Raw genomic sequence first — 26,689 nt, 5'->3', positions numbered from 1 at the left:
GTCAAATCGGCAGCGGGGTGGATGAGATCACGGAGAGGATCATCGGCGCGACGCCCAGCAGCAGGAAAGCGGGCAGTGTGCAGACGCCGAGCGGGATGAGCAGCTGAGAGGAGAGCTTTGCGGCTCGCAGACGCCCGCGGATGCGCGCATCGTGACGCTCCTGGGCTGCGGATGCGCGCAGGAGCTCGCCCGCTGGCACCCCGGCCGCCCGCGAGAGCTGCAGCACGCCTTTGGTGCGCGCGCCGCTCAGCTGGTCACGAGCGGGACTGTCTTCAACAAGGCGCAGTGAGCGTTCTATGGATGCGCCTCCAGAGAGCGCGACGGCGACCAACTCGGCATGCATTCCCGGTGTGCCAGGGTCCGGCTGCGCGCGCCGCAGTAACCGGTGCGTCCACGCTCGCGCGCAGAAGACCAGCGCCAGGCCCGCGACAAGGCAGGCTGTCCCGATCGGGTTACCGATGAGTACGCCCAAGGTGTCGAACCCCAGCGCGAATCCGAGCAGGAGTCCTGCCAGAGGCATCCACATCAGCAGGCGGGCCGTACCGGCAGGCTCGGCGAGCGCGATGCGCACGTCATCGGAGGCAGACGCGGCATCCTGCATCGTCTCGGCCAACGATCGCAGCACCTCGGCCAGCGGCGCACCGACAGTCGTCGCGACCTCCCATGCCGCGGCGACGTCGCGCCAGGCGCCGTCCTCCACTTCGATCGCAGCGACGAGGGGCACGCCGTCGTCGCAACGTTCGACCACTCGCTCGGCGTGCACGTCTCCTGAATCGGCGAGATGTCGCCAAGCGGTCAGCGGCACGGCTCCCGCCTGCAGGAGCACGGCGAGGGTGCGCACCGACACTGCGGCAGCTTCGGCGCCGGAATCAACGCTCTTGCGAGCATGCACTTTCACCACGGCTGCACCTCTTCAATATCGAGGCGGTCGGCTCGCAGCAGAAACCGCCCTGCCTGCGCAATCCGGCGCACGCCGTCTGTGCCGCGAGCAAGATGCACCACGATCGTGAATGCGCTCACCGCCTGACGCGCCAGAGCTGTGGCATCCATCCCGGCGAGCGCACCGAGCGCTTCAAGCCGGGCAGGCACATCAGCGATTCCACTGGCGTGCAACGTGCCGGCACCGCCGTCGTGACCGGTGTTCAGCGCCGACAGCAGCTCGCGCACCTCCTCGCCGCGACATTCACCGACGATGAGTCGGTCTGGCCGCATCCGCAGCGACTCCCTGACGAGGCGAGCGAGCGTGATCGACCCCGCGCCCTCGAGGTTCGCCTGTCGGGCTTCGAGCGCGACGTGATGCGGATGCGCGGGGCGGAGCTCTGCGACGTCCTCGATGGTGACGATGCGCTCCGATGGAGGTACCGCGTGTAATAGAGCGGCCAGCAGCGTCGTCTTGCCTGTGCCGGTGCCACCGGTGAGAAGGATGTTCGCTCGGTCCATGACGAGCTGTTCGAGCCAGGCGCGTTGACGGGCATCGAATGCGCCAAGCGCGGCGAGCGCATCCAGGTCGGCCACGCCCACGCGCGGGATTCGCACTGACACCGCGGTGCCGGACGTCGACACCGGCGAGAGCACCGCATGCACGCGGATGCCTGAGGCAAGGCGCACATCAACACACGGAGACTGATCATCCAGATGTCGCCCACCTGCGCCGATCATGGCCACGGCAAGGTCGCGCACCTCTCGCTCTGAGGCCGCCCACGCCGCCACCCGCTCGACCCCATCGCCCCGATCGATGAACAGACCGTCGGTGCCGTTGATGAAGACGTCGGTCACCCGCGGGTCGGCGCAGTGCTCAGCGAGCGGCCCGAATGCGGCATCCAGATCGGCAGGGAGCGCCTGGAAGCCTGGGGCCGCGCGCGCAGCGTCACGCGGCTGGATGATAAACGGCTGTGGCATCCCCTGAAGCTATGCGGCCAGGCTCCCCCGTGGAGGCGCAGAACCCACGCGCTGTGGGCAACTCGCGGCATCCGCCTGGAAGTGCAGAACAACTGCGAAATCGTCCCACGAAAGGAAAGGGCGACACCTCACGGGGGGAATGAGATGCCGCCACAGGCGCGCCGCTTCCCTGAAGGAAGCACACACGCCGAGGCCAGAATTAAAATTCGGCTGTCGTCGAGTGTACGCACGACGACCTCCCTCGCAAAACCCTCGCACTACTCACTTTCGGCAGTACTGGCCGAATCGGGCGCAGACTAGATTCACCGTGTCACGGTCGCGTTTTCTGCGCGACCTCGTCCCGCCGCAAAGGAGCGCAACGCCATGAGCAGCCAGATCGATCACCTCCTCGACGAGACCCGGCAGTTCCCGCCCTCGGACGAGTTCGCCGCCACCGCCATCGCAAAGCCCGAACTGTATGAGCGTGCCGCCGCTGACCGCGAAGCATTCTGGGGCGAGCAGGCCGCAGAACTGCTGCACTGGCACAAGCCCTTCACTCGCGTGTTGGACTGGTCGACGCCGCCGTTCGCAAAGTGGTTCGACGACGGCGAGCTCAACGTCGCCTATAACTGTCTCGACCGTCACGTCGAAGCTGGCAATGGTGACCGCACAGCTCTGCTGTGGGAAGGCGAACCAGGAGACTCCCGCCGCATCACCTACGCCGAACTCACCGATGAGGTCAAGCGTGTGGCCAACGTGCTCGCCGGCTACGGCGTCGGCGCCGGCGACCGTGTCGCCATCTACCTGCCGATGATCCCCGAGGCCGTCGCGTCGATGCTCGCGGTCGCCCGCCTCGGCGCGATCCACTCCGTCGTATTCGGCGGCTTCAGCGCAGACAGCCTCCGCTCGCGCATCGACGATGCCGGCGCGAAGGTCGTCATCACCGCCGACGGTGGCTACCGCAAGGGTCGCGTCTCAGCCCTCAAGCCCGCCGTCGATCAGTCGCTCAGCGACCGTGGCGATGGTGAGCAGCAGACCGTCGAGCATGTGCTGGTTGTCAGGCGCGGCGAGAACGAGGTCGACTGGGTCGAGGGCCGCGATCACTGGTGGCACGAAGCCGTCCCTGCGGCATCCGCAGAGCACGAAGCGCAAGCATTTCCTGCCGAGAATCCGCTGTTCATCCTTTACACCTCCGGCACGACGGGCAAGCCCAAGGGAATCCTGCATACCTCTGGGGGCTACCTCACTCAGGCGGCATACACGCACAAGAACGTCTTCGATCTGAACCCCGAAACCGACGTGTTCTGGTGCACGGCAGACATCGGCTGGATCACCGGCCACAGCTACGTCGCGTACGGTCCGCTGGCCAACGGCGCCACCCAGGTGCTCTACGAAGGCACCCCGGATGCTCCGCATCCCGGACGCTGGTGGGAGATCATCGAGAAGTACAAGGTATCGATCTTCTACACCGCGCCGACCGCGATCCGCTCTTTCATGAAGACCGGGCGCAGCATTCCTGCAGGGTTCGACCTTTCCTCGATTCGCCTGCTCGGTTCGGTGGGTGAACCGATCAACCCTGAGGCATGGATGTGGTACCGCGAGGTCATCGGGGCGAACAAGGCCCCGATCGTCGACACCTGGTGGCAGACCGAGACCGGCGCGATCATGGTGTCGGCACTGCCCGGTGTGACCTCGACCAAGCCTGGCTCCGCGCAGGTGCCGATTCCAGGAATCTCACTCGACGTCGTCGACGAGTCCGGCGCCGAGGTCGGCAACGGCAACGGTGGTCTGCTGGTGATCACCGAGCCGTGGCCCGCGATGCTGCGCGGCATCTGGGGCGACCCTGAGCGCTACAAGGAGACCTACTGGGAGAAGTTCGAAGACCAGGGGTATTACTTCGCTGGTGACGGCGCGCGCCTCGATGAGGACGGCGACGTATGGCTGCTCGGACGCGTGGATGACGTGATGAACGTCTCCGGACACCGCCTGTCCACCGCCGAGATCGAGTCTTCTCTGGTCGCGCATGAGGCGACAGCCGAAGCCGCCGTGGTCGGAGCATCCGATGAGACCACTGGGCAGGCCGTCGTCGCGTTCGTGATCATCAAAGAGAGCTACCTGTCGGCGCACGATGCGGGAGGGCTCGCGACGCAGCTGCGCCAGTGGGTCGGCGAGCAGATCGGTGCGATCGCTCGCCCCCGCGACGTCTACATCGTGGGCGAGCTGCCCAAGACTCGCTCCGGAAAGATCATGCGGCGCCTGCTGCGCGATGTCGCGGAAGGCCGCGAGGTCGGCGACACCACGACGCTTGCCGACACCGCGGTGATGAGCATCATCTCGGCGCAGGTGAAATAGCCCGCGAGACTGCAAAACCACGCCGAGACTACTCGTTTTCGAGTTAGTTTCGGCGTGGTTTTGCGGTCTCGGTGAATACGGTCAGGCGAGGATGAAAGTGACCTCAACCTCAACCGGGCTGTCCAGCGGCAGCACAGCGACGCCGACGGCGGCGCGGGCGTGCACGCCGGCCTCGCCGAAGATCTCGCCGAGAACTTCGCTCGCGCCGTTGATGACGCCAGGCTGGCCGGCGAACGTCGGATCGGATGCCACGAAGCCACCGACGCGCAGAACGCCACCGAGCTTGTCCACACCACCGGCTGCAGCGGCAGCAGCAGCCACCGCATTCAGGGCGCACGTGCGGGCATAGGCCTTGGCATCCTCGGCCGTGACCTCAGCACCCACTTTGCCGGTCGCGGGCAACGCTCCGGCAGTGAACGGCAGCTGACCGGATGTGTAAACGAGGCCAGAGTGCACCACCGCGGGCACGTACGCGGCCACGGGCGCTGCGACCGCTGGCAGCTCGATGCCGAGTTCGTTCAGTCGCGCAGCGATGCTCATGCGGTGCCGCCTTCGAACTTGCGCGCTGCCTGCTCTGCGGCTGCGAGACCGGCACTGTTCGAGTCGTCACCTGCGACGGGGCGCTTGAAGTAGGCCACCAGGCCGCCTTCGGGGCCTGTGATGACCTGCACGAGCTCCCAGCCATGCTTGCCCCAGTTGTTGAGAATTGCTGCGGTGTTGTGAATCAGCAGCGGTGTAGTCAAGTACTCCCACGTAGTCATGGCACTCCTGCACATCAGCGACGGTCGGCTCAGCCGAGCGTCAAAGGCGGTATTCAGGGAACTCCCCTACGATCTAGCGTATGCCTCAGAAGAATCGCACGGCGAAAGGCGTGCTCGGCGGCCTTCTCGGTCTCGTCGGGCTCAGCGTGGTCGCCGGTGTCCTGGTGACCGCAACAGTGACGCCCGCTCTGGCCGTCGCCGGTGCCGCCGGATCCCAAGCTCTCGACCTGTTCGACAAGCTGCCGTCTTACCTCAAGCCTGACGCTCCAATGGAGCCGAGCACCATCTACGCCACGGGTCTCGACGGCAATCCCATGGCGCTGGCGAGCTTCTTCGACCAGAACCGCACCCAGGTTAGTTTCGATCAGATCGCACCGGTCATGTTCGACGCGGTTCTCTCCAGCGAGGACAAGGACTTCTACGAGCACGGTGGCATCAACATCGGCGCCACGGCGAAGGCCCTCGTCGAGAACGTCAGCGGCACATCCTCGCGCGGTGCCTCGACCATCACGCAGCAGTACGTCAAGAACGTTCTGATCCAGCAGTGCGAGCAGGGCGTACTGCCCGGCGTAGACGAATACTACGAGAAGATCGCGCAGTGCTGGACTGATGCGGCGACCGCGGACGGCAGCGACGGCATCGAGCGCAAGCTGCAAGAGATGCGTTATGCGATCCAGATTGAGAAGGACTACTCGAAGAACGAGATTCTGCTCGGGTACTTGAACATCGCCAGCTTCGGTGGCACGGTCTACGGCATCGAAGCTGCGGCCAACTATTACTTCAGCACGACCGCAGCTAACCTCACCGTCGAGCAGGCCGCGACCCTTGCAGGCATGGTGCAGAACCCGAACTCCTACCGGATCGATAAAATCGACGGCTCTGACACCGTGGATGGCAACGCCGTGAACAGTGAGGCCGACGGCTACGCGCTCGCGAAGGATCGCCGTCACTATGTGCTAGGGATGATGGTCACCCAGGGCAAGATCACGCAGGAACAGTACGACGCGGCGGACGCGGCGGCGATCGTGCCGGCGATCAAAAACCCAGTACAGGGCTGCGCAGCTGCAGAAGCTAATGCGTACTTCTGCCAGTACGTGAGGACGATCGTGCTAAGCGATCCCGCCTTCGGAGAAACCATTCAGGAGCGCACCAAGGCTCTGCAGCGCGACGGCCTGGAGATCTATACGACGCTCGACATGCGTATACAGGAACCGGCACGCGACGCAATGCAGTCGCGCGTTCCCCCGAACCTGGACAATCAGTACTTCGGCGCCGCTGGCGTCACGATCGAGCCGAGCAACGGCCGCATTCTGTCGATGACGCAGAACACGATATTCCAGGAAGTGGACACTGGCGATCAGGCGTACTCGGGGCTCGTCTTCGCCTCGGATAGGGCTCACGGCGGATCCAACGGCTTCCCCGTTGGGTCGTCCTACAAGCTATTCACCCTCATCGACTGGCTCGAGAAGGGCCACTCGGTCAACGAGTCGATCAACGGGCGCAATCAGACCCTGAAGATGCCGGCCAAGTGCATGGATGCGACCTACACGTTCGACACGAAGGACGTCGGCAACTTCGGTGGCAACGGCGGCTACACCGGTACTCCCATGACGTTCACGAGGAACTCGCTCAACTCAGGCTACTTCGCCATGGCGGCGAAGCTCGACATCTGCGATATCAACAAGGTCGCAGAACGCATGGGTGTCACCCTCGGCAATGGCGGCAGCGTCGCGTCCACCACCCAACAAGGTGATAACGTGCCCTTCAACGTCCTGGGTGACAAGTACATCGCCCCACTCGCGATGGCCGGCGCTTACGCAACTGTCGCCAACGGCGGCATCTACTGCACGCCGAAGGCCATCGACAAGGTCATCGACCAGGCGGGCGCCGAGATGCCGGTTCCCGAATCGAAGTGCACGCCGGTCCTCACCCGAGAGGTCGCCGCCACTGCTGCCTACGCGCTGCAAGGTGTGATGACCAGCGGTGGCACCGGCTCGGCAGCCAACCCAGGCGACGGCACGCCGCTGATCGGCAAGACCGGCTCGCACAACAACTACTCGACGATGATGATCGAGTCGAGCACGAAAGCCACCACCGCCGTTTTCGTCGGCCGTTGGAAGGGCGATGCCGACATCTGGCGCCAGTCCTACAACGGCACCCAGCTGCAGAACATCCGTTACGGCATCGCCCAAGATATGCAATACGCCGCTGACCAGCTACTCGGCGGTGGCGACAACTTCCCGCAGCCGGACAGCAACCTCACCCGCCGGGTACTCACCGATCTACCGAACGTCGTCGGACAGACCATCGAAGATGCGACCCGCACGCTGGAGGGCGCTGGATTCGGCGTTGCTGTGGGCACTCCGATCGACAGCGATATCGCCGAGGGTCTTGTGGCCGAACAGGATCCGGGCGCAGGCCAGGCTCCTGGAGGCACCACTGTCACGCTCTCGCCGAGCAACGGACAGGGCACGACCATGCCCGATGTATCCGGAGAATCGATCCAGGACGCGATCAACACTCTTAATGCCGCCGGATTCTCGAACGTCTCGCCACATGGGTCGTGTTCAAAGAAGGACGCTGAAGTGGAGAGCACGAGTCCCTCGGCTGGCACTCCTGCAACCAAGTCCACCACCGTAACGATCAAGTGCGAGTAGCAGCTTCGCGCTCTGCACACCCTGCCCTCATCGCGCTCGGCGCGGTGGGGGCTGTGGGTGCGGCCTGCGCCGTGTGGGGCATCGGCATCGAGCGCTACCTGTTCACGGTGCGGGAGGCATCCGTCGCGGCCCTGCCACCCGGCGCGCAACCCCTGCGCGTCCTGCACGTGTCCGATGCTCACATGGCGCCGTGGCAGCACCGCAAGCAGAACTGGCTGTCATCACTCGCCGAGCTTGAGCCGGATCTGGTGGTCAACACCGGCGACAATCTTGGCCATCGCGACGGTTTGCAAGGCATCCGGAACGCCTTCGATGCTTTCGCCGGCGTCCCCGGCGTCTTCGTGCACGGCTCCAACGACGTGCAAGGTCCTTCTCCGCGCAACCCGCTGCTGTACTTCTCTGGCCCATCGAAGCGGCACCGCGCCCCAGAGATGCTCGACACCGCAGCGCTGGACGCATACTTCACCGATGAGCTCGGCTGGGCAGGGCTGAACAATGCCGCCGCGCGCATCGAAGTCGCTGGGAACACCGTCGATCTGTTCGGCGTCGACGACGCCCATCGCGATTGGGATGACCTCGACTCGGTGCCGGCGACAATCGCCTCGCTCGGGGCGCGGGATGCCACGACTCCCCTGCTCGGCGTCACTCACGCTCCGTATCAGCGGGTACTGAATACTTTCGTCGACAACGGCGCCCAGGCGATCTTCGGCGGACATACACACGGCGGCCAGGTCTGCTTGCCCGGCTACGGAACGCTCGTTGCGAACTGCGATATTCCTCTTAAGCAGGCCAAGGGATTGAGCACCTGGACGCACGGCGCGCGCAGCATCCCCTTGAACGTCAGCGCCGGCTGCGGCCACTCGATCTATGCGCCAGTGCGCTTCGCGTGCCGCCCAGAAGCGACCCTGCTCACGCTGACAGCACAGGACACGCCCGCCTAGCAGGGACCTGCGCTCGATTCGGTGCGCGGAGATTTTCCCTGTAGACTCAAACGGTTGCAACGGGGTGTGGCGCAGCTTGGTAGCGCGCTTCGTTCGGGACGAAGAGGCCGCAGGTTCAAATCCTGTCACCCCGACCACAGTTGCAGGAAGGCCGTCCTACGGGGCGGCCTTCCCCATATCACCTGGAGAATTCATGACCACGCCTCGGCTCGTTGCCTTCGACCTCGACGACACGCTCGCTGCGTCGAAGAGCGCGATCGACCCGCGCATCGCTGCACAGCTACGCGCCTTGCTTGCCCGTGTCGAGGTCGCGATCATCTCCGGCGGTAACGAGCAGCAGTTCCGTGCGCAGGTCATCAATCAGCTGGGCAACGCGACTGATGCCGAGCTCGGCCGCCTGCACTTGCTGCCGACATGCGGCACCCGTTACCTGCGCCACGACGGCACCGAGTTCACCACTGTGTACGCCCACGACCTCTCCGAAGAGGAGAAGTCCTCGGCACTGCAGGCGCTTCGCGAAGAGGCCGAGCGGCTGGGCCTGTGGGAAGAGAACCCGTGGGGCGACATCCTCGAAGATCGGGGCTCGCAGATCACCTTCTCCGCGCTCGGCCAGCAGGCGCCAGGAGACGCGAAGCATGCCTGGGATCCTTCCGGCCAGAAGCGCCTCTCGCTGCGCGACACCGTCGCTGCACGTCTCCCCGACCTCGAGGTGCGCGCGGGCGGTTCGACCTCCATCGATATCACCCGTGCCGGCATCGACAAGGCCTATGGCATGAAGTCGCTCACCGAGCACACCGAGATTCCGCTGGGCGACATGCTGTTCTACGGCGACCGCCTCGACGAGGGCGGCAATGACTACCCGGTGCTCGCGATGGGCGTCCGCTCGATCGCAGTTGAGGGCTGGCAGGACACCGCCGACAAGCTCGACGAGCTGATTCCAACGCTGTAGACCGGCGCCCGTGTCACAGAACGTGCGGGTATGGCGGCATCCAACCCGCAGCTTGTGAGACACGGTCGAAGCGCGCGTCTCAGAAATGGCGGGTGCCGCGTCAAGACACCCGCCACGTCTGTGACACCCACCACTGGCTCAGTCAGCGCGCGACGGGCATCAGGCGCTGCAGCTGCGTCACGTGGCCGGGCTCCAACTCGGCGAGTGAGGCGACGCCCAGCAGACGCATGGTGCGTTCGATCTCCGTGCGCAGGATCGTGATCGTGCGATCGACTCCCTGCCTGCCACCGGCCATCAGGCCGTAGAGGTATGCCCGACCGATCAGTGTGAAATCTGCGCCGAGCGCGACGGCTGCCACGATGTCTGCGCCGTTCATGATGCCGGTGTCGACCATGACCGTGAAGTCATCGCCGACGGCCTTGCGCACCGTCGGAAGCAAGTGGAACGGGATGGGCGCACGGTCGAGCTGGCGTCCGCCGTGATTCGACAGCACGACGCCATCGACTCCCGCGTCGCGCAACCGCACCGCATCCTCGACGTTCTGCACGCCCTTGATGACGAGCTTGCCTGGCCACAGGCCCCGAATGACCTCAAGATCGTCGTAGCTGATCGTCGGGTCCATCGCGGCATCCAACAGTTCGCCGACGGTGCCGCCGGTGGTGCTGAGCGAAGCGAACTCGAGCTTCGGGGTGGTGAGGAAGTCATACCACCACCACGGGCGCGGAATCGCGTTGATGATCGTGCCGAGGGTGAGCTGCGGCGGGATGCTGAATCCGTTGCGTTTGTCGCGCAGGCGGGCTCCGGCGACCGGGGTGTCGACAGTGAACTGCAGCGTGTCGAAGCCAGCGGTGGCGGCGCGCCGGGTGAGCTCGTATGAAATCTCACGGTCGCGCATGACATACAGCTGGAACCAGTTGCGCCCGTTCGGATTCGCGGCCTTCACTGACTCGATCGAGGTCGTGCCGAGCGTGGAAAGAGTGAACGGGATGCCTGCCGCGGCGGCAGCCCCCGCTCCTGCTTCCTCACCCTCGGTCTGCATCAGACGCGTGAAGCCGGTCGGGGCGATGCCGAACGGCAGTGCACTGGGTCCCCCGAGGATGTCGACGCTGGTGTCGACATCCGGCGCCGGGCGCAGAACGCCGGGGTGGAACTCGACATCCTCGAACGCCTGACGTGCGCGCGTGAGCGACAGCTCCCCCTCGGCGGCTCCGTCGGTGTAGTCGAACGCCGCCTTCGGCGTGCGGCGCTTCGCGATCGTGCGCAGGTCGTTGATGGTGAGCGCGCCCTCGAGGCGGCGCTTCTTGCCGTCGAATTCGGGCTTCTTGAACTTCATCAGGTCGAGGATCTCGACCGGGTTGGGCAGCTGGCGCTTGACCATGATGCTCCTCTCAGATTCGGGGTTCAGATTCAGGATTCAGATTCGGGATTCAGATTCAGATTCAGAGTTCTGTGATGCGAGTCAAGCCCGCTGCGGTGTAGTAGCCGGTGATATGTGCGCGGACCAGCGCGCGAGCATGATCCGCCTCGCCTGCGTCGATCGCAGCGACGATCTCGCGGTGCTCGGCGCGGAGCGTGTCTGCCATCGACTCCCAGTCGGCGATCGCCTCGGAACCGGCCTGCACATACGACTCGATTGCTGTGCGCAGTCCCGCCATCATGGCCGCGATCACAGAGTTTCCAGATGCCTCGGCCAGAGACAGGTGCAGCTGGGCATCCAGGGCGAGAAACTCGCCGGGCGTCAGCGTGCTGGCATCCATCGCATCAAGGACACGGTGCGCTTCAGTCGTGTCGCGGGCAGTGTCCGCGGCGAGGGCTGCCGCCACAGCATCCTCCAGCACGAGCCGCGTCCCCACGACATCCGCCAGCGGGAAACCCTGTGCGGCCACCTGCAGGCGCAGCAGGGCGGACATGCCACCGGAGGGGGTGGCGATCACAATCGCGCCCGACTGCGGGCCTGAGCCGGTCGCGGTGCGGATGAGCCCCATGACCTCGAGCACGCGCAGCGCCTCACGGACGCTGGAACGTCCGACGCCGAGATCAGCTGCCAGATCGCGCTCGGAAGGCAGCCGGTCGCCTGGTCCGAGCCTGCCGTCGAGAAGGTCGCGCTCGATGTGCTCGAGCACGAGCCGCCATGCTCGCTCCGCCATTGCTCCTCCTGTGGTCTGACCACAGAGTAGCGCGTGTGGTCAGACCACGCAAAACTTCCCTCTCCCGAGGTTGTGAATCGGGCCCTCAGCCCAGGCGTCCGCCGGATTCTTCCAGGTAGCAGTGCCCGCACAGCGACTCGTAGGTGACGACATCGGTGGGCGCTCCCCCGGTCGCACCCTCATCGATCGCGACCTGATCACCGTCGAACACGAAGCTGCCGTTGATCACGCGGCCGTTGAACACGGCCTTGCGTCCGCAGCGGCAGATCGTCTTCAGCTCTTCCAGCGAGTGCGCGATAGCGAGCAGGCGGGCAGACCCGGGGAATGCGTGGGTGAGGAAGTCGTTGCGGATGCCGTAGGCGATCACTGGGATGCCGTCATCGACCGCGATCCGGAACAGATCATCGACCTGCTCTGCGGTGAGGAACTGGGCCTCATCCACCAGCAGGCATGCGACATCGATCGGCTCGGCGGGGATGAGCCCTGCGTCGTTGTGCCACTGCATCCGCTCACGCCTGGACTGGAACAGCGCACGCGCGTCCCCGTTCGGAGGGATCAGAAAGTCGACCTCACGGGTCATGCCGAGGCGGCTCTCCACCTGGCTTGCACCCTTGGTGTCGATCGCAGGCTTCGCGAGCAGAACGTGCTGCCCACGTTCCTCATAGTTGTATGCGGCCTGCAGCAGCGACGTCGACTTGCCGGAGTTCATCGCCCCGTAGCGGAAGTAGAGCTTCGCCACGGTGCCGTGTCACTTCGAGATGTTGAGGGTGGCTGCTGTCGCAGCCATGGACTTCTCGGCCAGTTCGGCATCTTCGTTCAGCTTCTGGCCGTACGTCGGGATGAGCTCGCGCAGCGCAGGCTCCCAGCCCGAGTACTGCTCCGGGAAGCAGTCCTTCAGCAGGGTCAGCATGATCGGCACGGCCGTCGATGCGCCAGGCGATGCGCCAAGAAGTCCGGCAATCGAACCGTCAGCGGCCGAGACGACCTCGGTGCCGAACTGCAGCACGCCGCCCTTCTTGGCATCCTTCTTCATGACCTGCGCACGCTGACCGGCGTCGATGAGCGTCCAGTCCTCGTCCTTCGCGGTGGGCATGAACGTGCGAAGACTGTCGACCTTCTTGCGGTGGTTCTTCATCAGTTCGCCGACGAGATAGGTGATGAGGTCGGGGTTCGCGAATGCGACCCGCAGCATCGGCCACAGGTTGTGCGGGCGCACCTGGGTGACCAGGTCGAGTATCGAGCCGTTCTTGAGGAACTTCGGGCTGAAGGTCGCGAACGGACCGAACAGCAGTGACGCCTCGCCGTCGACGACACGCGTGTCGAGGTGCGGCACCGACATGGGCGGCGCACCGACGGATGCCTGCGAATAGACCTTCGCCTTGTGCTGCGAGACGACTGCCGGGTTCGAGGTCTTCAGGAACTGGCCGCCGATCGGGAAGACTCCGTAACCCTTGATCTCAGGGATGCCGGAGCGCTGCAGCATCTTCAGTGCCCAACCGCCCGCACCGACGAAGACGAACTTCGCGTTGATCTGACCAGGTGTGTGGCCGAGGCTGTTGCGGAACTTGATGTCCCAACTGCCGTCCTTCTGCTTCTTGAGCCTGCGCACCTCGTGGTTGGTGCGCAGCTCGACGCCGTTGCCTTTGAGGTGATCGAAGAGCTGGTGCGTGAGAGCGCCGAAGTCGACGTCGGTGCCGGCCGGCACACGCGTGGCGGCGAAGGGCTCGCCCTTGCGACGCTTCTGCATGAGCAGCGGTGCCCATTTGTTGATCACGCGGGAGTCTTCGCTGTATTCGATGCCATCGAACAGCGGCTGCTTCTTGAGCACCTCGTAGCGTTCCTTGAGGTACGCGACATCCTTCTCGCCGTTGACGAACGTCATGTGCGGAGTGGCGTTGATGAAGGTCGATGGCGCGTCGAGCACGCCCTTGTCGATCAGTGACGACCAGAACTGCCGGCTCTGCTGGAACTGCTCGTTGATCGAGACCGCCTTGGCGGGGTCGAGCGGTCCACCGGTCTGCGGCATGTAGTTCAGCTCGCAGAGGGCGGCGTGGCCGGTGCCCGCGTTGTTCCACGGGTTCGAGCTTTCCTGGGCCACGTCGGACAGTCGCTCGAAGGCGACGATCTTCCAGTCCGGCTGCAGCTCGTGCAGCAGGGCACCCAGTGTGGCACTCATGATGCCGCCACCGATGAGGACAACGTCAACGGATTCAGTCACCAGACCAGTCTAGTTCGCGGCCGGTACGCCGCGAACCATCCGGCGCACGCCGTCCTAGGGCCCCGTCTACCCTGCACAGATGCAGGGCGATCGAACGAATGCAGGGCGAAACGCCGTCGGATGGGCAGACGTCCGTGCATCCGCCCTGCAAGTGTGCCGGCGACTCGATACCACCGTCCGGCCGAGACGCGGGTTAGACGGCGACGGTGAGGCGCGCGGCGACGATCTCGGCGATCTGCACCGCGTTGAGCGCGGCGCCCTTGCGAAGGTTGTCGTTGCTGACGAACAGCACGAGACCCTTGTTCTCCGGCGCAGACTGGTCGGCACGGATGCGGCCGACGAAGCTCGGGTCCTTGCCTGCCGCGTGCAGCGGGGTCGGCACCTCTTCGAGAACCACACCGGGAGCGGATGCCAGGATCTCGCGGGCACGGTCGGGGGTGATGTCGTCCGCGAACTCCGCGTGGATCGATAGAGAGTGGCCGGTGAAGACCGGAACGCGCACGCACGTGCCCGCGACCAGCAGGCCGGGCAGCTCGAGAATCTTGCGGCTTTCGTTGCGGAGCTTCTTCTCCTCGTCGGTCTCGTTCAGTCCGTCATCGACGATAGAGCCGGCGAGCGGGATGACGTCGAAAGCGATGGGTGCGACGTAGTTGTTCGGCGCAGGGAAGTCGATTGCGGAGCCGTCGTGCACGAGGCGCAGCGTGTCACCCTGAGCGAGCACGCTCTCGACCTGGCCGAGCAGTTCCTGCGCACCAGAGAGGCCGGAGCCCGACACCGCCTGGTAGGTGCTGACGATGAGACGCTCGAGACCAGCGGCCTCGGCGAGGGGCTTGAGCACCGGCATAATCGCCATGGTCGTGCAGTTCGGGTTCGCGATGATGCCCCGAGGGCGGTCGTCGATCGCGTGCGGGTTCACCTCGCTGACCACGAGCGGCACTTCGGGGTCATTGCGCCAGGCGCTGGAGTTGTCGATGACGACGGCACCGGCTGCGGCGAAACGGTCAGCGTAGGCGCGGCTGGCGGTGGCGCCGGCGGAGAACAGCGCGATCTCAATGCCCGCTGGGTCTGCGGTCTCGACGTCCTCAACGATGACGTCGACGCCCGCGTACTCGATGGTCTTCCCCGCCGAGCGAGCCGAGGAGAACAGGCGCAGCTCACGAATCGGGAACGCTCGCTCACTGAGAATCTCGCGCATGACAGTGCCCACCTGACCGGTGGCGCCGACGATGGCGACGGAGTGTCCTGAGTCAGAGATGCGGGTCATGAGAGTCTCCTTGGCGACGTGCAGTATTGCAAACGAAGCGCAAGGCACGGCGTCGGGGTGCGGATGCCGCGCCTGGCGCCGATGTCAGGGTTCTGGTGAGTCTACCCTTCGGCAGACTCAGGGAGCGACCGGCCCAGTGGCGGTCAGTCTCCGGCGACCGGTGCGATGTACGTGAGGAAGGGCGATCGCTGGGCGACACGCTCATAGAGTCGCTGCGCATCGGTGTTCGATTCCGAGGTGATCCAGCGCACTTCGAGGAGGCCCTCTTCTGCGGCGATTTCCTGAAGGCGTGCGATCAGCGCCGATCCGACGCCAAGGCCTCGGGCATCGGTCGTCGTGAACAGGTCGTCCAGGAAGATCGCCGTGCCGCCCCGGGACGGACGGGCGAAGCGCCGCCAGTGCGCGAGTCCGATCGGCATGCCGTCCTGCACCGCGATGAGCGCATTCAGCTCATGGCTCTCGTCGTTCAGCCATCGCCAGACGGTATCGATCACCGCATCGTCGTGCTCGAGCGCGTAGAAGTCCCGGTATCCGTGGAACAGCCGTTCCCATCCTTGCCGGTCGGACTGCTCGACCGGCCGGATGAGGATGGTCATCTCAGCGCCCAGTGCCGGCGTGTACGACAGCCTCGGCGTCGCCGTCGAGCCCGTACGCGGTGTGAACGATGCGGGATGCATCGGCGAGGTCGGTGTCGCGCAGCACCACGGAGATGCGGATCTCAGAGGTCGAGATCATCTCGATGTTGATACCCGCGGTCGACAGCGCCTCGAAAAGCGTCGCCGAGACACCGGAGTGCACGCGCATGCCGGCACCGACGACCGAGAGCTTGCCGATCTGGTCATCGTGGATGAGGCCGTCGAACCCGACTTCGGACTGCTCAGCGGCCAGCGCTTTCAGCGCCGTCGAGGCATCGGCCTTCGGCAGGGTGAACGAGATGTCGGCTCGGCCGGTGGATGCCCCGGACACGTTCTGCACGATCATGTCGACGTTGGCACCGGACTTCGCGACAATCTTGAAGATCTCGGCAGCCTTGCCCGGAACGTCAGGCACGCCGACGACGGTGATCTTCGCCTGACCCATATCGGTGGCCACGCCTGCGACGATCGGTTCTTCCATGACTTCTCCCTCAGCTTCGCGGGGGTTCTTCATGCCCTCGCCCAAAACGTATGTGCCTTCGCTTGATGAGAAGGACGATCGTGCGTGGATGAGCACGCCGTGACGGCGGGCGAACTCGACGGCGCGGATGTAGAGCACCTTGGCACCGTTTGCAGCCAGCTCAAGCATTTCTTCACTGGAGACATGGTCGAGCTTCTGCGCCCGGGGGATGATTCGCGGGTCAGCGGTGTAGATGCCGTCGACGTCGCTGTAGATCTCGCACACGTCGGCACTCAGCGCTGAGGCCAGTGCGACAGCAGTCGTGTCGGAGCCGCCACGACCGAGTGTGGTGATGTCGCGGGTGTCGCGGTTGAAACCCTGGAATCCGGCGACGATGACGATCGCGCCCTCGTCGAGCGCTTCGCGCAGGCGAACCGGTGTGACATCGACGATGCGCGCCGAGCCGTGATGATCGTCCGTGATCATGCCGGCCTGACTGCCGGTGAACGAGCGGGCCTCGAAGCCCATGGAGTGGATCGCCATGGCGAGCAGCGCCATCGAGATGCGCTCCCCGCTGGAGAGCAGCATGTCAAGTTCACGCGGTGCGGGGATCGGTGCGACCTCGTTCGCGAGTTCAAGCAGCTCATCGGTCGTATCGCCCATCGCGCTCACGGCGACGACGACGTCGTGCCCTGCTCGTCGGGTGTCGACGATGCGCTTGGCAACGCGCTTGATGCTCTCAGCGTCGGCGACGGACGAGCCGCCGTACTTCTGCACAATGAGGGCCACGTTCACTCCCAGGGATGTCGGGCAGATCCGCCCACCGGCCATTGTACTTTCGACGCGTATGCCGCCGAGCGCATGTGACACGGCGCTGGTCAGAGAAGTCCGAGTCGACGCGCCTCGCTGGTGGCGGCAGAGCGGCTGGTGGCGCCGAGTTTCTCCAGCAGATGCACGACATGCGTCTTGACCGTGGATTCAGAGATGAACAGCCGTGCGGCGATCTCTTTGTTCGCCGCACCTGCATCCACCAGCAGCAGAACCTCACGTTCGCGGTCGGTGAGTTCGACCCGCGGTGACCGCAGAGCCGCGATGAGTCGCTCATCGCCTCCCGGCGTGAGAACCATCGCGCCTGCGGCAGCGTCGATGATCGAACGGACGATCGTGTCGTTGTCGACGTCCTTCAGTAGATAACCGGCGGCGCCCGCTTCGATCGCGCGAATGATCTGCGCATCATGATCGAACGTCGTCAGGATCAGCACAGCCGGAGCATCCGGCAGCCTGCGCAGCGCGGCGGTCGTCTGGACGCCGTCGATCCCCTCACCGAGACGGAGGTCGCACAGCACGACATCTGGTTTCAGGACGGATGCCATCTCGAGAGCTTCTTCGCCTGTCGAGGCCTCCCCCACTACGGTAAATCCGCGGGCCTCGATGATCGCGCGCAATCCCGCACGAACGACGGGATGATCATCGATCAGCATGACTCGTGTGCTCATGCGGGGCTCTCCTCCGAGGAAGCAGCGCGCACCGGCACTTCGGCGACGAGAACGGTGCCCTCTCCCGGCGACGAGCGCACTGTGAGTTCTCCACCGTATTCGCGCAGCCGCGAGCGCATCGCCGAGAGGCCGTATGACGTCGAAGTCGAAGGCGTGGTCGAAGCGTCGGGCCGGAAGCCGACGCCGTCGTCAGTCACTGTCAGCCGCGCCGCCGCACCCACCATCTCCAGGCCGACCTCGACGGCATGCGCCTGCGCGTGCTGGCGCACGTTCGCAAGCGCCGACTGTGCAACCCGCAGGAAGACGACCTCGATCGGCGTCGGCAACGTCGGCAACGCATGGTCGGCCCGCAGCGCGGTGTCGATACCAGTGTCCGCGTGCAGTGTGTCCAACATCCGCGCGAGGGCGGCCGCGAGCGCCGAGCCCTCCAACTCGGCCGGTGCGAGCGCCGCGACAATGCGACGAAGATCAATGAGCGAATGCTGCGCGAGCGACTCGATCTGCGGCATCCGCTCGCTGTCACCGCCGCGCGCAAGCAGCACCATCGAGCTGAGTTCCTGAGCGATCGTGTCATGCAGATCTCGCGCGAGGCGGGTGCGCTCGTGTATGGCGCCCGCCTCACGCTGGGTTCGTGCGAGGTCTTCCTGAAGCGACGACATCTCCTCCTGCGTGCGCACCAGCGAGGCGATGAGACGATCACGTTCGACGGCATCCCGCACGAGGGCGTCATAGCCAAGGGATATCGCCAGGGCGAAGCCGCCGCCCAGCAGAGGCCCTGCAATATGCGCGAACGAAATCGACACCTGGTGCAGGATCGGCGCGATGATCGCCGCGACCAGCACCGGCAGCGCGAAAAGCACCGACGGCAAGGTGCGCAGCACATGCCCGGCGAGCAGCAGCAGCGGGAACGCCAGCCACACGAACTCGGCCGAGACGACGAGCATCGCCAGCCACAGGATGCTGAGTCCGCACAGCCACCAGCCCGCAAAGCGACCGCGGGTGAAGCTCACCCCTGCCCCATACCAGGCCAGGAAAGCACCCGCTGAGAGCATGGCGGGCAACAGTGGCACGCCGACGGTGACCGCTCGGAACGCTGTCACCACGGCCAGCAGCACCGTGATCAGATGCAGCGCGAAGCGCGCTGAGGAGAGCATCCGCCGCCGAGCGGGGTCAGTGACGGACGGAGCAGACATGATCTGATTCTGCCTCGTTCGGTCTCAGGATGCGCCGTCTGGATCTCGATCTTTCGATGGATCCCGCACGCGCGATGGCCGCGCACGCTGGAATCATGACTGTTGAAATCGTTCCCGCCCCGCGCATCGCTTCGCGTCCCGCCCAGCTTCTCCTCCTGCGTGCCGTCACCGCATACACAGTGTTGGGGCTGGCCGCCGGCCTCTTCTACCGTGAGTTCACCAAGGCCAACGAGTATCCAGAGGGCTTGATGGGACAACTGGGACTCGCGCACACGCACATCCTCACGCTGGGGATGATCGTGCTGCTGATCGTGCTCGCGCTGGAGAAGTCATTCGCGCTGTCGTCGAGCAAGCTGTTTCGTTGGTTCTTCTGGATCTACAACGCCGGTGTCGTGCTGACGGGTGCGATGCTGATCTGGCACGGGATGCTGCAGGTGCAGGGCCTGGAATCATCCAAGATGATCGCCGGCATCGCCGGGCTCGGGCACATGCTCGTCGGCGCTGGCTTCGTTCTGCTGCTGCTCAGCCTGCGCGCAGCGATTCGTCGACAGCCCGCTTCCGTACAGCAGTGAACTCAGGGTTGCGGCCCGTCCAAAGCCGTGGCATCCGAAACGATGTCGCTCTTCGGGCGGGGGCGCAGCCGTCCGCCGGTGCCCGCGAACCAGCATCCGATGATGATGAGTGGGAATCCGATCAGCAGACCAGGTGTGAGCGGCTCGGAGAGCACGATCGCGCCCAGGACGATCGCGACGACCGGGTTGACGTAGGTGAACAGAGGCGCACGCACTGGCCCCACTTCGCGGATGAGTGCAAAGAATGCCAGGAACGCCACGGCTGTGCACACGATTGCCAGAACCACGAGCGCAACCGTGGCAGGCACAGTCGGCACCTTGTGCTGGGTGGCAAGCGCGATCGGCAGATAGAAGATGCCGTTGGCGATGAGCGCGAGGGTGATGACGCCGAGCGACGGAACGCCACCCAACTTCTTCGCCACGATGAACGGCGCTGTCGCGTAGAGCACTGCGACCAGCAGCACCTCGGCAACCGCAACGAGGTTGCCACTGGCGAGTCCCGGCCCGGCCACCACAACGAGGACACCGACGAATCCGATCACCAGACCGATCGCCCGTGCGGGCTTCAACACACCACGATCACCGCTGAGGAGTGCGATGATCACGGCGAACAGCGGCACCGTGGCGACAAGGAGTCCTGTGAGTCCGGATGGCAGCGTCATCTCGGCGTGGCCGAGCAGCACGAAGGGCCCGGCGATCTCCACCGCAGCAAATGCCAGCACCCACCGCCAGTGGCGCAGCGCCGCCTTGAGTGCTCCGCTGCGGATCGCGAACGGCAGCAGCACCAGGGCGCCGATGATCGCGCGACCGGCGACGATTGCCGGTGGGGAGTAAGACTCCACGGCGATGCTAATAAACAGGTATGGGATGCCCCACAGCACAGCCATCGCACCGAACAGCAGCCATCCCTTGCGGGTGAAACCGCCGTGGGTGTTCACTCGGCCACAGCCACGTCATTGTGGCGGATGGCGACGGCGCTCACAGCGTGCGCCGACCCTCGAACGCGCGACCCAGCGTGACCTCGTCGGCATACTCGAGATCGCCGCCGACGGGCAGCCCGGATGCCAGACGTGAAACGGTGATCTGCATCGTGGTGAGAAGCCTGCTCAGATAACTCGCCGTTGCCTCGCCCTCGAGGTTGGGGTTCGTCGCGAGGATGACCTCCTGCACGGTGCTGTCAGCGAGTCGCGTCATCAACTGAGTGATGCGCAGGTCATCTGGTCCAACACCTGCGATGGGGCTGATCGCTCCGCCGAGCACGTGGTAGAGGCCACGGAACTCGCGTGTGCGTTCGATTGCTGACACGTCTTTCGCGTCTTCGACAACGCAGATCAGCGCCGGGTTGCGGCGCGGATCACGGCAGATCGCACAGCGATCCTGCTCTGATACGTTGCCGCAGATCTCACAGAAACGCACCCTGGCACGGACGTCGGCGAGCAGTTCCGCAAGCCGGGCGACATCGAACGATGGCGTCTGCAGGATGTGGAACGTGATGCGCTGCGCGGACTTCGGCCCGATTCCGGGAAGACGCCCGAATTCATCGATGAGTTCCTGAACGATGCCTTCGTACATCAGGCGAACTTCGTCGGAGGCTCGTAGGGCTCTTCGCGCACGAACGTCGCGCCGAGCACCTGGCGGATGACCGCCTCACCGTAGCGCTGCACTCCGTTGGTCGGCTGGAATGCATTGGCCGCGGGCGGGGTGGCAGGCGCAGCGCGCTGCGCCGTCGGTGCCGGCACCGATGGTGCGGGCTGAGGTGCAGCTGTCTGAGGTGCTGCTGCCTGAGGCGTAGCGATCTGAGGTGCGGCGGCCTGCGGTGCGGGAACCTCGGACGCGGGCGGCATCGGTGGCTCATAGGGCGGCTCGTCGTCGGGATACGGCGCCTCGTCATCGCCGGGCAGGGGCGGCTCATCGCGATCGATTGCGCCATCGTTCGGGGGCAGCGGCGCGGATGCCGCGGACTCTACCTCGGCGGGCTCCTCATCGACCGGGAACTGCGGCTGGGGTTCATCGGCGGCACTGGGATCAGCAATAGGGATGGATGCAACCGCCCACTCGGTGACGGGTGTCGACGGGGCTGCCTGCTGCGTGTCGGGCTTGGCAGCAGGCTTCGGAGCCGTGCGCACCGGGGCCGGCGCTGCCGCTTCGGATAACGCCGCTGGCGGCAACGGGGCGGGGCGGTACTTCACACGTACGCCGAGCTCCTGATCGATCGCATCGCGAAGGTGATCGGATGCTCCATCACCTGGCGTCGTGCCCTTGAACTTCGCAACGTCCTGCTGTCCGGCGAAGCCGATCGTCAACACCTCAGACGCGGTGTCGAAGTCGAGCGGCTGCACTGTGGTGACTAGCAGCCACGACATGCGGTTCACGTTCTCGAGGCGCGTGAGAATGGCTGGCCACGACGAGCGGATGCGGTCGAAATCGACCATTCCGGACCGGGCGGGCGCGGAGGTCGCTTCGACAGGTTCGGGTGCAGCGGGCGCTTCGACAGGCTCAGCGACCGGCACGACTGGCGCGACAGGCTCAGCTTCGGCGGGAGTGGGCGCCGCCACGACTGGCTCTACGGCCTCTACGGCAGGCGCAGAAACGACCGGTGCCGGCGCGACTGGCGCCGCTATGACAGGCGCAGCAACCGGCGCGGCAGGCGCCGCAACAGGAGCGGCAGGCGCAGGCGCAGCAACAGCGGCAGGCACCTGGGCAGCGACGGCAGCCACCGCCACGCCCTGCCCCGCCGCGCTCAGCACGCGGGCGATCATGAGCTCCAGGTGCAGACGGGGAGATGTGGCCCCCGCCATGTCATCCAGAGCGGCGCTCACGACGTCGGCCGTGCGCGAGAGGCGCGCAGCGCCGTATGCGGTGGCCTGCGCGCGCATGCGAGTCAGCTCATCTTCAGCCAGGCCGCGCAGCACCGCCGAGGCGCCGTCGCCGACCGCGGCGATCACAATGAGATCGCGTAGTCGCTCCAGCAGATCATCGACGAATCGGCGTGGGTCTTGCCCGGTCTGCACAACCCGATCGATTGCGGGGAAAGCGGCCGCGGCATCACCAGCGGCGAGCGCCTCGACGATCTCGTCCAGCAGTGCGCCGTGCGTATATCCGAGCAGTGACACAGCACGTTCATATGCGACGGTGTCGGTGTCAGAGCCGGCGATCAACTGGTCAAGCAGCGAGAGCGTGTCACGGGGCGATCCGCCACCGGCGCGAACGACGAGTGGCAGCACACCCTGGGCGACCTTGACACCCTCTTCGACACAGAGTTTCTCGACGTACTCGAGCATCGCCGCCGGAGGCACCAGCCGGAACGGATAGTGGTGCGTACGAGAGCGGATGGTGCCGAGCACCTTGTCTGGCTCAGTGGTCGCGAAGATGAACTTGACGTGCGCAGGCGGCTCTTCGACGAGTTTCAGCAGTGCATTGAAGCCCTGCGGGGTGACCATGTGGGCCTCATCGAGTATGAAGATCTTGAAGCGATCACGGCTGGGGGCGAAGGTCGCCCGCTCACGCAGGTCACGGGCATCGTCGACACCGTTGTGGCTCGCCGCATCGATCTCGACGACGTCGAGGGATCCGCCACCGGCGCGGGAGAGTTCTACACAACTCGGGCACGTACCGCACGGGGTGTCAGTGGGGCCCTCTGCGCAGTTCAGGCAACGGGCGAGAATGCGCGCTGAAGTGGTCTTTCCGCATCCGCGAGGACCGGAGAAGAGATAGGCGTGCCCGACGCGATCGCTGCGCAACGCGGTCATGAGCGGATCAGTCACCTGCGACTGCCCGATCATCTCGCCAAAGTTCTCGGGGCGGTAGCGGCGGTACAGGGCTGTGGTCACTTCCCCAGCCTACGGCGTACCGCCGACACCGAGGTGAGCGATCGGCTTCTCACTCAGTCTTCAACCACACCCATGATCGGCATCGTGGTCGTGATCACCGGTACGGATGCCGAGAGCCGCGTGCCGTCGTCTCGTCGTGCATCCTGGAACTGTCGCAGCGTCGGCCGCCCCGGCAGAACAGGACCCTGGTCGGCGAGCGCGACTACAGCATCCACACCCGGCGACGCCGTGTACTCGACCCCGCGGACGGTGAATGAGACCGGCTCTCCAGAACGGGCGACGACGCGCAGTTCTTCACGCGTCACCGTCACCTGCAGAGTCGCGCCCTGCCACTGCAGAGGGAAAGACAGCGAAGGCCAGTCCACCGGCAGTCGTGGGTCGAAACTCAGCTCGCCCGCGTAATCACGCATACCGCCGAAACCAGACACCAGCGCGGTCCAGACTCCACCCGCGGATGCCACGTGCACGCCGTCGGAGGCATTGTGATGCAGATCGCCGAGGTCGACGAACAATGATTGTTCGAAGTACTCCCTCGCGAGGTCCTGATATCCGACCTCGGCCGCGAGGATCGACTGCACGACCGCTGACAGCGTCGAATCGCCGGTCGTCAGCGGGTCGTAGTACTGGAAGTCGGCGAGTTTCTCCTCGGGGGTGAAGTGATTGCCCTGCAAGAACAGCGCGAGCACGACATCCGACTGCTTGATCACCTGGAACCGGTAGATCACCAGAGGGTGGAAGTGCAGCAGCAGCGGACGCTGATCTTCCGGCGTGTGGTCCAGATCCCAGACCTCTCGCTCCAGGAACATCGCGTCCTGAGGGTGGATGCCGAGGCTCTCGCTGAACGGGATGACGATGGCCTCTGCGGCGCGGTCCCATGCATCCGGCTCGCCTTGTCCCACCCCTGTGCGCTCGACGAGCGCCGCATAGGCCCGAGGATCAGCCTCCGCGATCTCGCGCACGACGCGTGCCGCGTAGCGGAGGTTGTGGCGTGCCATCACGTTCGTGAAGAGGTTGTCGTTCACAACGGTCGTGTACTCATCTGGGCCGGTCACACCGTGAATGTGGAACGTCTCCTCCGAGCCTCCCCCAAGCCCATTCGACGAACGCCAGAACCCGAGCGTCGCCCAGAGTCTCGCCGTTTCCACGGCGATGTCCACTCCCTCGCGGCGGAGGAAGTCCTCATCTCCCGTGGCACGCACATACTTGCCGAGCGCAAAGTTCACGTCGGCGTTGATGTGGTACTGCGCGGTGCCGGCGGCGTAGTAGGCGGAGGCTTCCTCGCCGTTAATTGTCCGCCAGGGGAACAGCGCGCCGGCCTCGTTGAGCTGGCCAGCACGGCGACGAGCCGCCGGCAGCATCAGCACACGCGCGCGCAGCGCATTGCGTGCCCACTGCGGGCTCGTGTAGGTGAGAAAAGGCAGGACATAGATTTCGGTGTCCCAGAAGTAGTGACCGCTGTAGCCGGAGCCGCTGAGTCCCTTGGCTGGCACCCCTGCCCCGTCCGCGCGCGCAGAGGCCTGGGCCAGCTGGAAAAGGCACCAACGACTCGCCTGCTGCAGATCGTCATGCCCCTCGATCACGACATCCGAACGCTCCCAGAATGCTGCCAGCCACTCTCGCTGACGCTCGAACTGGAACTCGACGCCCTCTACGGCCGCCCGGTCGAGCGATCGACGGCAACGGTCGACGAGCTCTCTCGCAGGCATCCCGCGAGAGGTGTGGTAACTGACGAGCTTTGTGATCCGAATCGGGACGCCGGCTTTCGCCTGCACCCGGAAGACGTGCTTGGCGATGTCGGGTTCGACCAGCATGCGAACGCTGTAGTCGTTATCGGTCTCGATCACGTGATCGGCGACCACGGCGACCGTCATGCCGGAATCAGTGGTCTCGTAAGACAGCACCGAGCGCAGACCGTCTTGCCAGTACTCCGCGGGCTGCAGCACTCGCTCGGTTATCCGCTCGGTCTTGCGTGGGTCGAAACCCGCCTTCTGCGCAACATCCGGTGTGCCCGCGTAGACGTTCCCGCCGTCCTGCCGATTCAGCAGTTGGCAGGACACAGTCACCGGAGCATCCGCATTCTCGACCGTGATCTCGAGTCGAAGGATTGTGAGATGACGCTCTTCGAAGCTGACCATGCGCTCGTCACGCATACGGATGCGCTTGCCGGACGGCGTGTCCCATACAAAGCTGCGCTCGAGCACACCAGTGCGCATGTCCAGAGTGCGGGTGTACTCGCGCACCTCGGACTCTTCGAAGGAGATCGGCTCATCGTCGACGTAGACGCGCATGATCTTCGCATCCGGTGCGTTGACGATCGTCTGGCCGACTTCGGCGAAGCCGAAGGCCTGCTCCGCGTGCCGAATGGGCCAAGTCTCGTGCAGGCCGTTGATGAAGGTGCCGTGCTCGTGGGCGCCGCGCCCTTCGATGTGGTTGCCACGCAGGCCGAGATAGCCGTTGCCGACAGTGAAGATGGTCTCTGCGACACCGTCCTCTGCATATCGTGTCTCGGTGAGACGCCACGGGTCGACGGGGAAGCGTTCGCGATCGATCATGCGGTCTCCGAGGGGTTGAGCAGAGAGGGGTTAGGCAGAAGGCTGGCAAGGTCGTCGACGATGAAGGTGGCGCCGACAGCGCGCAGGTTGCCCGCGCCAGCACCGCGGTCGACGCCAATGACGACGACGTAACCGGCGGATGACGCGGATGCGACGCCGGCCACTGCATCCTCAACAGCCACACTTCGCTCCGGATTCACGCCCAGCGCCACGGCACCGGCGCGGAACATGTCGGGCGCAGGCTTCGAGGCAAGACCATCACGCTCGGCGACCACACCATCGACCACGATGGCGAAGAAATCTCGGATACCGGCCTTCGCCAACACCTCCTCGGCATTCTTCGAGCTGGAGACGACGCCCATCGGGATGCCTGCGGCGCGCAATTGCTCGATGAGAGCGAGCGAGCCCGGGTACGGTGTGATGCCTTGCCTGTGCAGGGACGCGGAGAACGCGGCATTCTTGCGATTGCCGATGCCGCAGATCGTCTCGGTTTCCGGCAGATCATCCACGTGACCCCACGGAATCTCGACGTTGCGGCTGCGCAGCAGACTCGCGACGCCGTCATAGCGCTTCTTGCCATCGACGTAGGCGTAATAGTCGGAGTCGGTGTACGCCGGGGTGATTCCCCACTGCGTGAATACCTGGTCGAATACGGCTTGCCAGGCGCGCATGTGCACCTCGGCAGTAGGCGTCAGCACGCCATCCAGGTCGAAGAGTACGCCTTCGGCGCGGCTCAGGTCGGGCAGGGTCTGGGACACTCAGAACTCCCATCGGCTCGGTGGTT

The 26,689-nt window shown here is 65.1% G+C and carries 23 protein-coding genes and 1 tRNA gene; 6 read left to right on the top strand and 18 right to left on the bottom strand.

Going from position 1 to position 26,689, the window contains the following annotated elements:
- Position 1: 1 nt before the first annotated feature.
- Positions 2-901: a type II secretion system F family protein gene (locus AC1C2O_RS17295; protein WP_495431813.1), complete on the bottom strand. Its 900-nt coding sequence runs from the start codon at positions 899-901 to the stop codon at positions 2-4.
- The gene (locus tag AC1C2O_RS17290) at positions 895-1,899 is read right to left on the bottom strand and encodes a TadA family conjugal transfer-associated ATPase (RefSeq protein ID WP_495431812.1); all 1,005 of its coding nucleotides are present in this window, start codon (positions 1,897-1,899) and stop codon (positions 895-897) included. The genes AC1C2O_RS17295 and AC1C2O_RS17290 overlap by 7 nt, the downstream gene beginning before the upstream one ends.
- A gap of 363 nt (positions 1,900-2,262) precedes the next feature.
- Here AC1C2O_RS17290 and acs point away from each other — a divergent pair, with 363 nt between their 5' ends.
- Positions 2,263-4,230 (top strand): acetate--CoA ligase, encoded by a 1,968-nt coding sequence (gene acs, locus AC1C2O_RS17285; RefSeq protein ID WP_495431811.1) that lies wholly within the window; start codon positions 2,263-2,265, stop codon positions 4,228-4,230.
- Positions 4,231-4,311: 81 nt separating this feature from the next.
- On the opposite strand, the gene AC1C2O_RS17280 is transcribed toward acs, so the two are convergent.
- Together AC1C2O_RS17280 and sp36 are read right to left on the bottom strand one after the other, a co-directional pair.
- Entirely contained in the window at positions 4,312-4,770 is a 459-nt protein-coding gene (locus AC1C2O_RS17280) for a RidA family protein (protein ID WP_495431810.1), read from the bottom strand.
- A complete protein-coding gene (sp36, locus tag AC1C2O_RS17275) occupies positions 4,767-4,991 on the bottom strand; it encodes a Sp36 family protein (RefSeq protein ID WP_495431809.1) in 225 nt (74 codons plus the stop codon). Before sp36 ends, AC1C2O_RS17280 begins: the two co-directional genes overlap by 4 nt.
- Positions 4,992-5,071: 80 nt before the next feature.
- Between sp36 and AC1C2O_RS17270 the strand changes: the two genes are divergently transcribed.
- From AC1C2O_RS17270 to AC1C2O_RS17255, 4 genes are all read left to right on the top strand, one after another.
- Positions 5,072-7,648: a transglycosylase domain-containing protein gene (locus tag AC1C2O_RS17270; RefSeq protein ID WP_495431808.1), complete on the top strand. Its 2,577-nt coding sequence runs from the start codon at positions 5,072-5,074 to the stop codon at positions 7,646-7,648.
- A complete protein-coding gene (locus tag AC1C2O_RS17265; protein WP_495431807.1) occupies positions 7,639-8,589 on the top strand; it encodes a metallophosphoesterase in 951 nt (316 codons plus the stop codon). The genes AC1C2O_RS17270 and AC1C2O_RS17265 overlap by 10 nt, the downstream gene beginning before the upstream one ends.
- Positions 8,590-8,649: 60 nt before the next feature.
- A tRNA-Pro gene (locus tag AC1C2O_RS17260) sits at positions 8,650-8,726 on the top strand.
- Between the two features lie 56 nt (positions 8,727-8,782).
- Positions 8,783-9,538 (top strand): HAD-IIB family hydrolase, encoded by a 756-nt coding sequence (locus AC1C2O_RS17255; RefSeq protein ID WP_495431806.1) that lies wholly within the window; start codon positions 8,783-8,785, stop codon positions 9,536-9,538.
- A gap of 142 nt (positions 9,539-9,680) precedes the next feature.
- On the opposite strand, the gene AC1C2O_RS17250 is transcribed toward AC1C2O_RS17255, so the two are convergent.
- The 9 genes from AC1C2O_RS17250 to AC1C2O_RS17210 form a co-directional block, all read right to left on the bottom strand.
- Positions 9,681-10,916, bottom strand: coding sequence for an alpha-hydroxy acid oxidase (locus AC1C2O_RS17250; protein ID WP_495431805.1), 1,236 nt, complete (start codon positions 10,914-10,916; stop codon positions 9,681-9,683).
- A gap of 61 nt (positions 10,917-10,977) precedes the next feature.
- Positions 10,978-11,685 carry a FadR/GntR family transcriptional regulator gene (locus AC1C2O_RS17245; protein ID WP_495431804.1) on the bottom strand — a complete coding sequence of 236 codons (708 nt, stop codon included), beginning with the start codon at positions 11,683-11,685 and terminating at the stop codon, positions 10,978-10,980.
- An 85-nt stretch (positions 11,686-11,770) separates the two neighbouring features.
- Positions 11,771-12,424 (bottom strand): thymidine kinase, encoded by a 654-nt coding sequence (locus tag AC1C2O_RS17240; protein WP_495431803.1) that lies wholly within the window; start codon positions 12,422-12,424, stop codon positions 11,771-11,773.
- Positions 12,425-12,433: 9 nt separating this feature from the next.
- Positions 12,434-13,861: a malate dehydrogenase (quinone) gene (mqo, locus tag AC1C2O_RS17235; protein WP_495432167.1), complete on the bottom strand. Its 1,428-nt coding sequence runs from the start codon at positions 13,859-13,861 to the stop codon at positions 12,434-12,436.
- A gap of 235 nt (positions 13,862-14,096) precedes the next feature.
- Complete coding sequence (locus AC1C2O_RS17230; protein ID WP_495431802.1) at positions 14,097-15,167, bottom strand: aspartate-semialdehyde dehydrogenase; 1,071 nt, start codon at positions 15,165-15,167, stop codon at positions 14,097-14,099.
- Positions 15,168-15,310: 143 nt separating this feature from the next.
- The gene (locus tag AC1C2O_RS17225; protein ID WP_495431801.1) at positions 15,311-15,763 is read right to left on the bottom strand and encodes a GNAT family N-acetyltransferase; all 453 of its coding nucleotides are present in this window, start codon (positions 15,761-15,763) and stop codon (positions 15,311-15,313) included.
- A 1-nt stretch (position 15,764) separates the two neighbouring features.
- Positions 15,765-17,051: an aspartate kinase gene (locus tag AC1C2O_RS17220; protein WP_495431800.1), complete on the bottom strand. Its 1,287-nt coding sequence runs from the start codon at positions 17,049-17,051 to the stop codon at positions 15,765-15,767.
- Between the two features lie 89 nt (positions 17,052-17,140).
- Positions 17,141-17,758, bottom strand: coding sequence for a response regulator (locus tag AC1C2O_RS17215; protein ID WP_495431799.1), 618 nt, complete (start codon positions 17,756-17,758; stop codon positions 17,141-17,143).
- Positions 17,755-18,951 (bottom strand): sensor histidine kinase, encoded by a 1,197-nt coding sequence (locus AC1C2O_RS17210; RefSeq protein ID WP_495431798.1) that lies wholly within the window; start codon positions 18,949-18,951, stop codon positions 17,755-17,757. Before AC1C2O_RS17210 ends, AC1C2O_RS17215 begins: the two co-directional genes overlap by 4 nt.
- A gap of 95 nt (positions 18,952-19,046) precedes the next feature.
- On the opposite strand from AC1C2O_RS17210, the gene AC1C2O_RS17205 reads away from it, so the two are divergent.
- Positions 19,047-19,523, top strand: a complete 477-nt coding sequence (locus AC1C2O_RS17205; RefSeq protein ID WP_495431797.1) for a DUF2871 domain-containing protein — start codon at positions 19,047-19,049, stop codon at positions 19,521-19,523.
- Between the two features lie 2 nt (positions 19,524-19,525).
- Here the strand turns inward: AC1C2O_RS17205 and AC1C2O_RS17200 are convergent, their stop codons facing one another.
- From AC1C2O_RS17200 to AC1C2O_RS17180, 5 genes are read right to left on the bottom strand one after another with little or no spacing between them, the layout of a single operon-like run.
- Positions 19,526-20,461 carry a DMT family transporter gene (locus tag AC1C2O_RS17200; protein ID WP_495431796.1) on the bottom strand — a complete coding sequence of 312 codons (936 nt, stop codon included), beginning with the start codon at positions 20,459-20,461 and terminating at the stop codon, positions 19,526-19,528.
- Positions 20,462-20,501: 40 nt separating this feature from the next.
- Positions 20,502-21,095: a recombination mediator RecR gene (gene recR / locus AC1C2O_RS17195; protein ID WP_495431795.1), complete on the bottom strand. Its 594-nt coding sequence runs from the start codon at positions 21,093-21,095 to the stop codon at positions 20,502-20,504.
- On the bottom strand, positions 21,095-23,353 hold the full coding sequence (locus tag AC1C2O_RS17190) for a DNA polymerase III subunit gamma and tau (protein ID WP_495431794.1): 2,259 nt from the start codon (positions 23,351-23,353) through the stop codon (positions 21,095-21,097). The genes recR and AC1C2O_RS17190 overlap by 1 nt, the downstream gene beginning before the upstream one ends.
- Positions 23,354-23,406: 53 nt before the next feature.
- On the bottom strand, positions 23,407-25,905 hold the full coding sequence (locus AC1C2O_RS17185; protein ID WP_495431793.1) for a glycoside hydrolase family 65 protein: 2,499 nt from the start codon (positions 25,903-25,905) through the stop codon (positions 23,407-23,409).
- On the bottom strand, positions 25,902-26,663 hold the full coding sequence (locus AC1C2O_RS17180) for an HAD family hydrolase (protein WP_495431792.1): 762 nt from the start codon (positions 26,661-26,663) through the stop codon (positions 25,902-25,904). The genes AC1C2O_RS17185 and AC1C2O_RS17180 overlap by 4 nt, the downstream gene beginning before the upstream one ends.
- Positions 26,664-26,689: the final 26 nt, after the last annotated feature.

Source organism: Microbacterium sp. Y355 (assembly GCF_059445345.1).
Note: the sequence above shows the minus strand (reverse complement) of the source record. Positions and strands in the feature narration are given on the sequence as shown.